Origin of the sequence: uncultured Kiloniella sp. (genome assembly GCF_937128705.1) — a bacterium.
GTDB lineage: Bacteria > Pseudomonadota > Alphaproteobacteria > Kiloniellales > Kiloniellaceae > Kiloniella.
In genome coordinates this window covers 1-12157 of the sequence record NZ_CAKZMP010000416.1, presented here as the reverse complement: position 1 = coordinate 12157, position 12157 = coordinate 1, and the positions used below count along the sequence as shown (strand labels likewise).

The 12157-nt window shown below is 46.0% G+C and carries 12 protein-coding genes and 1 pseudogene; 7 read left to right on the top strand and 6 right to left on the bottom strand.

Going from position 1 to position 12157, the window contains the following annotated elements; genetic code table 11:
• Window positions 1-281: pseudogene (locus tag Q0241_RS21410) on the top strand (mechanosensitive ion channel domain-containing protein); the annotation flags it as partial.
• Between the two features lie 51 nt (window positions 282-332).
• Here Q0241_RS21410 and Q0241_RS21405 read toward each other — a convergent pair.
• Both Q0241_RS21405 and Q0241_RS21400 read right to left on the bottom strand, forming a co-directional pair.
• Window positions 333-788, bottom strand: a complete 456-nt coding sequence (locus Q0241_RS21405; RefSeq protein WP_299381141.1) for a CreA family protein — start codon at window positions 786-788, stop codon at window positions 333-335.
• 45 nt (window positions 789-833) lie between these two features.
• Entirely contained in the window at window positions 834-1424 is a 591-nt protein-coding gene (locus tag Q0241_RS21400; protein WP_299381138.1) for a DNA-3-methyladenine glycosylase I, read from the bottom strand.
• A 147-nt stretch (window positions 1425-1571) separates the two neighbouring features.
• On the opposite strand from Q0241_RS21400, the gene Q0241_RS21395 reads away from it, so the two are divergent.
• Both Q0241_RS21395 and Q0241_RS21390 read left to right on the top strand, forming a co-directional pair.
• Window positions 1572-2201 carry a carbonic anhydrase gene (locus Q0241_RS21395; protein WP_299381136.1) on the top strand — a complete coding sequence of 210 codons (630 nt, stop codon included), beginning with the start codon at window positions 1572-1574 and terminating at the stop codon, window positions 2199-2201.
• A gap of 82 nt (window positions 2202-2283) precedes the next feature.
• A complete protein-coding gene (locus tag Q0241_RS21390; RefSeq protein WP_299381134.1) occupies window positions 2284-2718 on the top strand; it encodes a hypothetical protein in 435 nt (144 codons plus the stop codon).
• A gap of 57 nt (window positions 2719-2775) precedes the next feature.
• Here the strand turns inward: Q0241_RS21390 and rfaE1 are convergent, their stop codons facing one another.
• Window positions 2776-4275 carry a D-glycero-beta-D-manno-heptose-7-phosphate kinase gene (gene rfaE1, locus Q0241_RS21385; protein ID WP_299381132.1) on the bottom strand — a complete coding sequence of 500 codons (1500 nt, stop codon included), beginning with the start codon at window positions 4273-4275 and terminating at the stop codon, window positions 2776-2778.
• Between the two features lie 222 nt (window positions 4276-4497).
• On the opposite strand from rfaE1, the gene Q0241_RS21380 reads away from it, so the two are divergent.
• Window positions 4498-5814: a hypothetical protein gene (locus Q0241_RS21380; RefSeq protein ID WP_299381130.1), complete on the top strand. Its 1317-nt coding sequence runs from the start codon at window positions 4498-4500 to the stop codon at window positions 5812-5814.
• Between the two features lie 61 nt (window positions 5815-5875).
• Here the strand turns inward: Q0241_RS21380 and Q0241_RS21375 are convergent, their stop codons facing one another.
• Together Q0241_RS21375 and Q0241_RS21370 are read right to left on the bottom strand one after the other, a co-directional pair.
• Window positions 5876-6430, bottom strand: a complete 555-nt coding sequence (locus Q0241_RS21375) for an ActR/PrrA/RegA family redox response regulator transcription factor (protein ID WP_299381128.1) — start codon at window positions 6428-6430, stop codon at window positions 5876-5878.
• A 148-nt stretch (window positions 6431-6578) separates the two neighbouring features.
• Complete coding sequence (locus Q0241_RS21370) at window positions 6579-7994, bottom strand: ActS/PrrB/RegB family redox-sensitive histidine kinase (RefSeq protein WP_299381126.1); 1416 nt, start codon at window positions 7992-7994, stop codon at window positions 6579-6581.
• Between the two features lie 164 nt (window positions 7995-8158).
• Here Q0241_RS21370 and Q0241_RS21365 point away from each other — a divergent pair, with 164 nt between their 5' ends.
• Both Q0241_RS21365 and Q0241_RS21360 read left to right on the top strand, forming a co-directional pair.
• Window positions 8159-8977 carry an ABC transporter ATP-binding protein gene (locus tag Q0241_RS21365; RefSeq protein ID WP_299381124.1) on the top strand — a complete coding sequence of 273 codons (819 nt, stop codon included), beginning with the start codon at window positions 8159-8161 and terminating at the stop codon, window positions 8975-8977.
• Window position 8978: 1 nt separating this feature from the next.
• Complete coding sequence (locus Q0241_RS21360; RefSeq protein ID WP_299381122.1) at window positions 8979-9836, top strand: ABC transporter permease; 858 nt, start codon at window positions 8979-8981, stop codon at window positions 9834-9836.
• Between the two features lie 64 nt (window positions 9837-9900).
• Here Q0241_RS21360 and cobT read toward each other — a convergent pair whose 3' ends face one another.
• Window positions 9901-10929, bottom strand: a complete 1029-nt coding sequence (cobT, locus tag Q0241_RS21355) for a nicotinate-nucleotide--dimethylbenzimidazole phosphoribosyltransferase (RefSeq protein WP_299381120.1) — start codon at window positions 10927-10929, stop codon at window positions 9901-9903.
• A 222-nt stretch (window positions 10930-11151) separates the two neighbouring features.
• Between cobT and cobS the strand changes: the two genes are divergently transcribed.
• Window positions 11152-12012 carry an adenosylcobinamide-GDP ribazoletransferase gene (gene cobS / locus Q0241_RS21350; protein WP_299381118.1) on the top strand — a complete coding sequence of 287 codons (861 nt, stop codon included), beginning with the start codon at window positions 11152-11154 and terminating at the stop codon, window positions 12010-12012.
• Window positions 12013-12157: the final 145 nt, after the last annotated feature.

The window sequence follows — 12157 nt, the reverse complement described above, 5'->3', positions numbered from 1 at the left end:
AAACTGATGATGCCCGCGCCACGACCCTGGTCAACGTTGATTCTTTCAACAGCTCATCAATCGACATCATGATCTATTGCTTTACCAAGACAACAAATTGGGGGGATTGGATGAATATTAAAGAAGATTTCGCCCTAAAATTAAAAGAAATTGTCGAAGGTAACAACAGTGCATTTGCCTTCCCGACGTCAACCTTACATGTGGCAAGCCTGCCGGAATCACCGGCTCAGGTTCAAAACCTTCCTGGTCTTGAACCTGAGACACCGCTCAATAAGGGCTAAAACGAAAGGGGCTCTTATGAGCCCCTTTCGTTATCAGTACAGGTCTAATTTTTACCCTTCATTCCAGGGCATAATCGGTACAGACGTAAGCGAGTTCTTCGGGCTACCCTCGATAACTCTGTCACTATAGACGAGATAAATCAGCACATTACGTTTCTCATCAAAGAAGCGAACCACCTGCATGGTTTTGAATACAAGAGATGTGCGTTTGGTGAAAACTTCTTCGCCATCCTTTAGCTCTTCTCGGAATTTAATAGGCCCAATCTGGCGACAGGCAATTGATGCATCAGTTGTATCTTCGGCCAATCCGACAGCACCCGAGATGCCCCCCGTTTTCGCACGGCTGAGATGACAGGCAACACCTTCGACCTTTGGGTCATCAAAAGCTTCAATTACAATTTTATGGTTTGGCCCTAACCATTTAAAAACGGTATCAACCTCGCCAATCTCTTCCGCCTGGACAGCCGAGAAAAAAAGCAACAGACCAGCGCCAAAACATAAAGACATCTGTTTGATAATATAAGATAAATTCAAATTCATTTTTACAGCTCACTAAGTTCTAGGTGCGTGTTTTTTATAACAAAAGCAGTCAACAGTATGGTCGTTAACCATGCCGCACGCCTGCATAAAAGCGTAACAAATTGTCGGCCCGACAAAGCGAAAACCATTTTTCTTCAACAACTTGGAAAGCTTTTCAGATTCAGCTGTTGAAGCTGGTACTTGTGACAGGTCTTTCCAGGCATTCACATGGGTTTTATTATCAACAACCGACCAGACCAGGTCGCGAAAAGACCCTTCACCCTCTTTCATAATTTCCAACCAGGCTTGTGCATTGCTGATAACCGAATTGATTTTCAAACGATTGCGAACCAAGCCCGTATCCTGCATCAATCGTTCAACATCATCCCCGTTAAAGTGGACAATCTTTTGCGGGTCAAAACCAACAAAGGCTTTTCTATAATTCTCACGCTTTCTCAACACAGTAATCCAAGACAGTCCAGCCTGTGCACCTTCCAGGATAAGCATCTCAAAGAGTTCGCGATCATCTGTGACCGGAACGCCCCACTCTTTATCATGGTACTCAAGATACAAGGCTTCATCACTGACCCAGCCGCAACGATTCTTGCTCTGATTATTACTCAAGACCATCCCTCACCTTAACTTTCAAACACTTACCTTCCTTTGCGCATCAAAATTTGTAAAGCAGTTGCGAAAATGTTTACAACATATTGATAACGGGATACTGAATCCCCATTTGGGGATACAATTAACGACTATATAGGATGCCAAATGAGCGAAATCAATTCACTGATCAAAGGCTATCATGCTTATCACACAGTAGATTATCGCAGAGATGAAGTGCTATTGCAGTCTCTTGCCGAAAAAGGCCAATCACCCAAAGCAATGGTCATTAGTTGTTGTGACTCCCGTGTTGAACCTTCATCAATACTTGGTACCTTACCCGGTGACCTTTTCATGGTTCGTAATGTCGCTAATCTTGTCCCCCCTTGTGCTGCAGATGACCGCCACCACGGGACATCAGCCGCTCTTGAGTATGCGATAACGCAACTGCACATCCCGAATATCATTATTATGGGCCATGCAATGTGCGGTGGTATCAAAGCCCTTGTTGACGGAATTCTCGACGACTCCAATGACAGCTCATTTATTTCCAACTGGATCGAAATTGCAAAAGACGCAAAAGAAAACGTCAGCTGTTGTGGGAAAGATGGGGAAGAATTACAGCGTGCAGTCGAACAAGCTTCTATTCTTAACTCATTGGAAAATTTGATGACTTTCCCCTTCATTGAGGAACGGGTTGCTGATGGAAGAGTCCAGTTACATGGTTGGTATTTTGACTTTTCGACTGGTGAATTATTTAGCTATGACAAAGAAAAAGACACCTTTATCAACCTTTAGACCCTAACTGATTCAAATCGTTAACTTTTAATCAAATGAATCGAGTCACACTACCCTCACAAGATAAACTTTTGGGGGTAGTGTGCGCCTGCGCATTACAGGGGACATGGCATTGGTTGAGTTAGACGAAAGAACGCCCAACAAAAAAGTACAGGGCAAGAACATTGAAAAAGATATAGATAGAAAAACTGACTCTTCTGAAGATCCCTTTATCAAGCATTACTTTAGTCGTATTGATCCCGATATTGCCGCCAGTTTCTCTAATGATCAAAAACACGCCATCAAACAGATGTTTGGTGCACGCGGCTATGCTAAACATCCCGTTGAAGTCAGAAGATCTATCCCCTTTGGCAAGCACAGGTTCTATCTAATCTTTTTGCTTGGCCGTGAAAGAAGAGCATATGAACGCTTGAAGTCAGAAGGGCAAGCTGCAGGCTATATTACCTATGCACTTGCCAGTGCTTTTTGGTTGGCACCGGCCATAATGATTGCCGCACTCGTACATTTTTTCGCATAGCATTACTTCTTTAAAGAGCACTCATTTCAACCAGTGAACACCGATTAAAAAACCGTCTTACGATGACTTGCTTTTATCAATTTTTGCGATTGTACTCGTTGTCGAAAAGCCGTCTTTAAGGTCCGCGAGAATGACCTGACCTCCGTTTTGGATCACGATATCCCCACCAACAACTTGATCCAGGGTGTAATCAGCACCTTTGACCAAGACATCTGGAACAATAGCTTCGATCAACTTCAAAGGCGTGTCGTCGTCAAACAGGACAACCTGATCTACTATTTCCAAAGCTGCCAATACCGTTGCCCGTGCACTCTGATCCTGAATTGGGCGGCTTTCACCTTTGTAGCGTTTTACAGACGCATCCGTGTTTAACCCTACAATTAGGCGGTCGCATGCCGATCTCGATTGCTGTAGCGACGCAATATGGCCGGGATGCAGAAGATCAAAGCTACCGTTGGTAAATCCAATTTTATACCCCGCCTTACGCCATTGATCGACACGGTGCAGTACCGCATCAAGCTCAGAAACTTTCTCTTGGGACGAATGCCCATTTCTCGCCAACAAAGCCTGTCGGATTTCACTGCCATAAGCAACAGCCGTGCCTGTCTTACCGACCACGATGCCCGCTGCAACATTCGCGAGGCACGATGCCTCCAAAAGATTTAAGCCGGCGGCAAGAGCAGCCCCAAGCACAGCAACAACGGTGTCGCCAGCCCCTGAAACATCAAAGACTTCCCGTGCCTCTGCCCCAAGGTGTTCAACGACACCATCTGATGTGACCAAGGTCATTCCTTCTTCGCTACGCGTAGCAAGAACGCCCTTAATCCCGCAGGTTTCAATCAAGTGACGACAGGCCGCGACAACGGCTGCATCTCCGTCAACGGACATGCCAGTGGCTTCATGTAGCTCTCTACGATTTGGCGTCACGATGCTCACGCCTTTATAGATGCTATAATCCCGGCCTTTCGGATCGGCAATTATTTGGCAGCCTGCCTCAAGAGCAGAACGAATAATCGTACTCAAAGTCTTTTGATTCAAAACCCCTTTGTCATAGTCTGACAGAATCAGAACCGGGACTGAAGAGAGGTTCTCTTGAACCCGATCTATTATCTGGGCACAGGTCTCATGCGCGAGAGGGCGATCCATCTCTCGGTCAGCCCGCAAGAGCTGCTGATTACTTGCGACAAAACGTTCTTTAATTGTTGTCTGACGTTTTGGCTCAACAACAAGGTTCAGAGGTTCTGTACCGATTTCCTTTTGCACAAGACCACTAACTTCCTGTCCAACCGCATCATCCCCTATAACCGCAACAAAATTCGTTGAAGCACCAATCGCGGCCAAATTACGAAGGACATTTCCTGATCCGCCCAGCATTGAAACCTGGCGATTGATCTTTAGAACCGGAATTGGCCCTTCGGGGGAGATACGATCGACACTGCCATAGATAAAACGATCGAGCATCAAATCACCCACGGTACGCACACGAGCACCAGCAAGGTCATCAACCCGTGCAACTAAATCCAATAAATCAATAGAAGGAAGAGTTTCCGCAGTCATCCGAATTTGAACCATGTATCCATAAAGTTTCTTGCCTCTCTTTTGCAATCAATTCAAACGACGAGCAAGTTTTTTAAGGGAAAGTCTTATTCCACAACTATATTTTAATTGTAAAAGGCATAAATATAGGTCATTCCGGTAAGGTTAACGAACTTTGAAGACTCTCAAGGTTAATAATGTTACACAAGCTGATGCAATCTGGATGTAATGTAGTCTACCCTTATGGATAACTCGACCTCAACTAAACAACCTGAGGGCCAATTCAGTCAAGAAAAGGTCTTTTTGGATTATGTGAAGCGGATCGGAAAACAAACCGAGAACCGCCGCGCAGTTCATGTACATCTATCGCGTCTGCGACCCTATCATCAGCGAGACCACCATCTACGCATTGCACAAAATGCCTGTGAAGATCTGGTTGCAAAATTTTCTGGAACTGTTTTCAGGCTACATAATAACGATTTGGTTGTTGTTACTTCTGGTGCATCCGTTGCCCAAATAGACGAAACGATCCTAAGGCTCCGCTATCTTTTTAGCGATGACCCTATGCTTGCCGGTGACTATGACCTTCAGACAGATCAATTCTGTAGTTGGTTTGATCTCGACCACGAATATACTGATCTGATCGCGCTTGCTGTTAAGATGAATGAAGATCTTGATACGCAATTACGCCGAGAAAAAGCAGAAGCAATAGCAGCAATACACGGAAAACCACCCGCAAAGCCCAAAATTCCGCTAATGCCTTCGCATCTAGCTGCAGTGTCAAAGGCAATCAATCAAGCCGATTTATCAAGCCTAATGAAACGGCAGTCCATTTTTTTAGTTAACAAAGATAAAAAACCTGAAGCCCTATTCAAAGAACTTTTCTTTTCCATTGATCAGCTTCAACAGACGCTACTACCAACCCACGACTTACTGTCAAATCGTTGGCTTTTTCAGGACCTAACGCGTTATCTCGATAAGCGAATGTTAGTCATTCTTCGACAAAATGATGATTCTAGCCTCAGTCGATCCTATAGTTTGAATCTCAATATTTCGACAGCATTATCCGACGAATTCTTGAAGCTGGATCATACCCTAGGCGAATCAGTTCGTCGGTCAATTGTCATAGAATTTCAGCTTCTGGATGTTTTCGCTGATATCGGGAGCTTTACCTTTGCGCGTGATTTTCTAAGAGAGCGCGGCTACAAAATCTGCCTTGACGGTATAACCCATCTTTCTTTGCCAATGATTGATCGTCGAACGATGGGTTTTGACTTGATTAAACTGCAATGGAATCAAGACTTAACCAAATTCCTGACAACTCCGCGTGGTGATGAAATCAGAAATACGGTTAAGAAGGTTGATCCAAACAGAATGATTCTCTGCCATTGTGGCGCTGAAGATGCCATCGCAACTTCGCACGAGCTCGGAATTAAGCTTATGCAAGGTTTCTATATCGATAAATTTGTCAGAAACTGGGCCGCATCGAAAAAAGAAGAGTCCAAAAATCTTGCCGACGCTATGGGCCGCCACCGTGCAGAAGCTGACCACGACGCCTGAGCCTTTACCGACGTAATAAACGATAAATTTAACGTGGCAATTTTCTCGCTACAGCAAACGTCTAAGCGTGCGGGGCATACTTTGCCAGAATACGTTGTAGCGTACGGCGGTGCATCCTCAAACGTCGAGCTGTTTCAGAAACATTACGATCACATTGCTCATAAACCCGTTGAATGTGTTCCCAGCGGACACGATCTGCCGTCATGGGGAGTTCAGGCGGGGGCGGCATATCCCCATCGACACTTGACTGCAGAAGAGTTGCAGCGACCTGGTCAGGGTCTGCAGGCTTTGGCAGATAATCTAATGCACCAACCTTCACAGCAGCCACAGCGGTTGCGATGTTTCCATAGCCCGTGAGAACAACGACACGGGCATCTTTGGATGTTTCGTGAATGGCCTTTACAACATCAAGACCTGAACCGTCCTGAAGTCTTAAATCGACAACAGCATATTCTTGGGATTCGGAATGCGCCAATCGGATACCGTCGGCAACAGAGTTGGCAACAACAGGCTCAAATCCACGCCGATCCATCGCTCGCGACAAGCGTTCAGCAAAACGCTCATCATCATCAACAATCAGCAGCTTCTTTTTCTCCGCATCTTGCGACTCTGACATTACTTGTTACCCCTAGATTAATTCTATTCTTTGTTATCTCTAACCATTCTAAGCTTCCAGATACAGGTGGTCAAAGATGTATTAAGCTCGTCTGTCTTGCAAAATATTCATACGACAAGCTGATCACCAAAATCCAGAAGTATGTCACTTACACTGGCTGAGTCGCAACTTCCAGACGGTTCCTTGGCCAAACAATCTCAACGACGGCACCGCCTGCCTCATGATTGGCATAAGTCACCTTCCCCCCCGTATGGGACAGCAAGGTTGTTGCGATAAAGACACCCAAACCCATATGATCTCCATCCTCTTCCTTACGGCGTTCTTGATTTTTTGGGGCTTGATTTTTTGGGGCTTGATTTTTTGGGGCCTGAGCTTTTTGAGCGTGTTCTCGATTAGAAAGCAAGGGATCTCCTAAACGCCCCAGAACTTGTGGGTCAAAGCCTGGTCCATCATCATGTATTGTCAGGGAAATTGTTCTTTTATCCCAAACCAGCGTTATATCCACTTTTTCTTTTGCGAACTGGATAGCGTTTTGTGCAAAAAGCCCCAGAGAGTGTAAAATTTCAGGACTGCGTTCTACCATTGGATGCTCAGATCGGTGCTCTGGGTTTGAGTTCTCACCATCACCTTCACTTGAAGATGCTTGTATAACAGTTTTAATATCCAACTTCTCATAGGGAGTAATAGCAGCTTCAACCAAGGTTTGAACCGGTATAAAATTATATGGATCTCCACCATCTTCTTCCGGCCAAGCAGCAAGATTTTGCAGAATTTCCCGACACCTGAGAATCTCACTAATCAGAAGTTCTACGTCCGGCAGATAAATATCATCAGGCGGTAATTCTTCTTTCATTTCTTTTGCAACAACCAGCATCGTTCCCAAAGGACTACCCAGTTCATGGGCTGCAGCTGCAGCCAAGCCCCCCAACGCAGACAATTTTTGTTCCCGCGCCAAAGCCATTTGCGATGCCACAAGAGCCATCCCCATCGACCGCGCCTCTTCTGTTAGGGAAGAAACATAAACGGCCAAAAAAATCGCCGTAAAAACCAACGCAGCCCACAAGCCATAGAGATAAAGCGAATGAAGGAAAAAGCTACCTTCAGGCCAAGGTAGTGGTAAATAAAAGAAAACATCTGCTGTCACCGCGACAATCGCCAAGATACCTAAACAGATTGTACTCCGTCTGGTAAGAATAGAAGCGGACACCGTTACCGGACCCAAAATCAGGATTGAAAAGGGATTTGTCAGCCCCCCTGTCAGAGACAGCAGCACTGATATCTGAATCAGATCAAACGCCAATGCCATAGTTGCTTCTTTGTTACGTAACCAAGATGATGCCGGGCGCGTCGCAACCTGTGCTACATTCAAAACACCAGATGTAAGAACGACCAAGAACGCTGCAATCAAAGGAAGTTCTAACCCAAGACCGAAATGAGCGATCAACAACGCAGCTGTTTGGCCACAGATTGCCATCCACCTGATAAAAACCAGTGTCCTCAAACGGACCCGGCCTTGTTCAGGGTGTAACCCTACTTCGGGCTCCAATCGGAATGCACTACTCACTGCCTTGTTCCATTCGCTTATCTTTGCTTTCCCGATAGAAATTTAGGTTGTAGATTAGGAAACTGTTACAATTCATAAGATTTTTATAGCGTGATATTCTAGTAAGTATCATTCTATAGCAAAACAGAACAAGATCCCTTTCCCAATCATGTTATATTAAACCTATGGTCCAGCACGCTATTCATGTCGAGAACCTCAACAAAAGTTATGATGATGTTCTTGCCGTCAAATCAATTTCATTTACGGTGAAACCTGGCGAAACCGTCGCGCTTCTGGGTGGGAACGGCGCAGGAAAAACCACAACAATATCTATGCTTCTTGGCATTCTGCTACCATCATCAGGGACGATTCAAGTCCTTGGTGAAGATATGGTCAAAGACCGTTTCAAAGTCATGCACCGCCTGAACTTTTCATCACCCTACGTAGATCTGCCCAGACGGCTGACCGTTCGACAAAACCTTATGTTTTTCAGCAAGCTCTACGGCATTATCAACGCCCGTGAACGTTTGATGCATCTGGCCGAAGAACTTAACCTTCTCGAGTTATTAAACCGTCCAACGGGAAGCTTATCCGCGGGTCAAAAAACCCGAGTTTCAGTCGCCAAAGCCCTAATCAACGAACCTGAAATTCTCTTGTTGGATGAACCAACCGCCTCTCTCGATCCAGACACTGCTGACTGGGTCAGAAGCTATATAAAAGAATATCAAAAAAGAACCAGCGCTGCGATCTTGCTAGCCTCTCATAATATGACAGAGGTAGAACGAATTTGTGACAACGTTCTGATGATGAAATATGGAAAAATTGTTGATCAGGGTACACCTGCAGATCTGTTGCACCGTTATAGTCGGACAAACTTGGAAGAGGTCTTTCTTGATATCGCCCGTGATCGGAAAAACGCTCCAAAGCAAAAAGACACTGGCACACCCGGGGAGAACATCCCCAGAAAGCCGCCTCATGATGATTTAGAGTACGGGGATATTTAAGATGTCAAATTCATCAAGCCAAACACCCCAAACCACATCCCCTATTCCCAAAATAAGGCATAATCCATCCGCCTTGATCCGTATCCAGTCGGTCATGATGCGGCATCTTTATCTGATGCGTGCTTCCTGGCCTCGTATTTTTGAAATGATGTACTGGCCATCAATTCAAATTGTGCTTTGGGGCTTCATTACACAGTTTTTGTTAACAAACAGCAGCTATGTCGCTCAAGCTGCAGGGGTTTTGGTTTCTGCAGTACTTCTGTGGGATATTCTCTTTCGTGCACAGCTTGGGTTCAGCCTTTCTTTTCTCGAAGAGCTTTGGTCCCGTAACATTGGAAATTTGGCCGTAAGTCCTCTGCGTCCCCATGAGTTCCTCACTGCCCTGATGGTCATGAGTATGATCAGAACACTCATCGGCATTCTTCCCGCTACATTCCTCGCGATCCTTTTTTACGAGGTTTCACTCTACGATCTGGGGCTTCCCTTATTACTTTTTTTCAGCAACCTGATGATGATGGGATGGACCATTGGTCTTTTAGTCTGTGCTCTCATTCTCAGGGTCGGGCTAGGCGCAGAATCCATGGCTTGGTTGACCATCTTTTTGATTGCACCAATTTCAGCAGTCTACTACCCCGTAGACATCTTGCCCGAATGGCTACAGGCACTTGCCTGGGCATTACCAACAGCGCCGGTGTTTGAAGGCATGCGCGCTATTCTTTTTAATCAAGGTTTTCAGCTTAACCTCTTTATCCACTCTCTGCTTTTGAATATCCTCTATTTCTCTATCGCAATCGGGATTTTTTTGTGGGCTTATCACGTTGCACGGAAACGCGGCCTCTTATTACAAATGGGGGAATAGCGTCGCTACTCCCCCATAAAATCGTTCGTGTTTTTACATAGGCCAGAGTAAACCGGGGCCAGAGTTAAGCCGGACCACTAACCCCGGCTTCAGCAAATGTGGCCATGCCATTATGGCAAGCACAAGCCGCTTTCAGAATTTGTATTGCGAGAACAGCCCCGGAACCTTCACCCAGACGCATATTGAAATCCAACAAAGGCTCTTTACCAATATTTGTCATTAGAGACTGGTGTCCAGGTTCTACGGACTGATGCCCGACAACACAGTGATCAAGAAGCCTGTCATCAATTGCATGCAAAATAGCCGCCGCTGCCGTACAAGTATAACCGTCCAAAACAACAGGTGTACGGGCAAGCCGTGCCGCAATAATAGCCCCGACAATTGCCGCGAGTTCAAACCCACCAACACAGCGTAGAATCTGAAAAGGATCATCAGTAAAGATTGGCTTATGCAATTCAATCGCCTGATTGATCAGCTTGGTTTTCAGAGCAAGTGTTTCGTCATCAACACCTGTACCACGACCAACCCAATCAGCAGCATCCCCACCATAAAGCGCCAGACAAATCGCAGCAGCTGACGTGGTATTACCAATGCCCATCTCGCCAACAGCCAAAACATCAACCCCTTCTTCAACCGCCATCATTCCATAAGCGATCGCCCGTACGAAATCTTCTTCTTCCATTGCCGGTTGTTCGCTAAAATCAGCCGTCGGCTCATCAAGGGCGAGTTCATACACACGGAGATCGGAATCGGCCAACCCGCAAAGCTGATTAACTGCCGCACCACCGTGGATGAAGTTCGCAACCATTTGCTTGGTAACTTCGGTCGGATAGGCAGAAACCCCCTTTGCTGCAATGCCGTGATTTCCAGCAAAAACAGCGGTAAAGGGCCGTTCGACCTGTGGCTTCTTTTTTCCCTGCCATGCAGCAAGCCAGATTGCCAGTTCTTCTAAGCGCCCTAAAGCTCCCAAGGGTTTTGTAAGCTGTGCCTGCCTTTCCTCAGCGGCTTTTGCTGCCTCTCGGCTTGGCCCCGGTAATTCCTTGAGCAGAACATGAATTTCATCCAGCGTCGAAATAGATGCCGCGTCTGACATAGTTTATTATCTCCCTTGCCCCTGATTTAACACAGGATTGCGATGCCTTCAGGCTATCAAATACCTTTACAGAACCGCTTTGGGGCGGCATTTGTTTCTTTGTGCGTTGATAACCCGATTTAATCGGTTTTAAAGCTCTGGCCAAAGCCATACCATAGCAACAAGCCATTGTCTTTACCTCAGAACCACTCACTTTGTCGCATATACACCGGATAAGGCAACATGACAGCTCAACAGAATGACAAACCACACCAATGGCTGAACATGATAAGGCAGTTTGAACAGGATATACGTATTGCTCTTGCCTTTATGACACGCATCCCGGTGCCCTATCCAATGGATAACGAAGGCAACCCGACAAGTCGAAGTCTTGCCGAAGCATCCTGGTCTTTTCCTCTTATTGGCATTCTGGTTGGATTTCTTAGCTCTACCATTCTGGTTTTAAGCTTCTATCTATCGCTTCCGCTTTATGTCTGTGCCCTTCTGGCAATTGTCGCCAGTATTTTAATCACAGGCGCCCTTCACGAAGACGGTCTGGCCGATGTTGCCGATGGCTTCGGCGGCAGTCACGATCCGGAACGCAAGCTTGAGATCATGAAAGATAGCCGCGTTGGGAGTTATGGTGTCCTGGCCCTTGGTATCTCTGTTCTAATGCGCACCCTGTTGTTAGGTAGTTTGCTCTCTTTTGCACAACTAAGCCCAATAGGTGCAGACAACTATCAATGGGCAATCCTGACCCAAATCTTTGCTATTTACATTTCCGCACATATGATTGGGAGAGGCCTTGCCCCCTTGATAATGAGCCACCTTCCCCTAGCGAAAAAAAGCGGAATGGCCGCAACCGCCGCAAAACCTAAATTACGAAGTAGTTATGGCAGTCTGCTTCTGACTTTGTTCTTCCTTTTTATTTTTCTCCCCCCGCTGTCCATCTTGAGTGTTCTTGTTTCCAATGTCCTAATGATTCTGTTTTTATCATGGCTAACAATGCGACAAGTTGGCGGGTATACTGGTGATGTCCTTGGCACTGCGGTCCAACTGTGTGAAATCATGACCTATCTTGTCCTATTAAGCTATATCGCCTAGGAGGCACAGGTGACACAAACCAGATGGTGGTGGATCAGGCACGCGCCTGTAACCGAAAACAACGGTACGATATACGGTAATCTGAACCTTAACTGTGACTGCCATGACAAAGAGAGCTTTCAGGCTCTCGCTGGGATCCTGCCCG

Bases quoted from the DNA above. Each gene is read 5' to 3' on its own strand.
- Q0241_RS21360 (WP_299381122.1), top strand. From the start codon at position 8,979: ATGTCAAATTCATCAAGCCAAACACCCCAAACCACATCCCCTATTCCC.
- cobT (WP_299381120.1), bottom strand. From the start codon at position 10,929: ATGTCAGACGCGGCATCTATTTCGACGCTGGATGAAATTCATGTTCTG.
- Q0241_RS21365 (WP_299381124.1), top strand. From the start codon at position 8,159: ATGGTCCAGCACGCTATTCATGTCGAGAACCTCAACAAAAGTTATGAT.
- rfaE1 (WP_299381132.1), bottom strand. From the start codon at position 4,275: ATGACTGCGGAAACTCTTCCTTCTATTGATTTATTGGATTTAGTTGCA.
- Q0241_RS21405 (WP_299381141.1), bottom strand. From the start codon at position 788: ATGTCTTTATGTTTTGGCGCTGGTCTGTTGCTTTTTTTCTCGGCTGTC.
- Q0241_RS21375 (WP_299381128.1), bottom strand. From the start codon at position 6,430: ATGTCAGAGTCGCAAGATGCGGAGAAAAAGAAGCTGCTGATTGTTGAT.
- cobS (WP_299381118.1), top strand. From the start codon at position 11,152: ATGACAGCTCAACAGAATGACAAACCACACCAATGGCTGAACATGATA.
- Q0241_RS21380 (WP_299381130.1), top strand. From the start codon at position 4,498: ATGGATAACTCGACCTCAACTAAACAACCTGAGGGCCAATTCAGTCAA.
- Q0241_RS21395 (WP_299381136.1), top strand. From the start codon at position 1,572: ATGAGCGAAATCAATTCACTGATCAAAGGCTATCATGCTTATCACACA.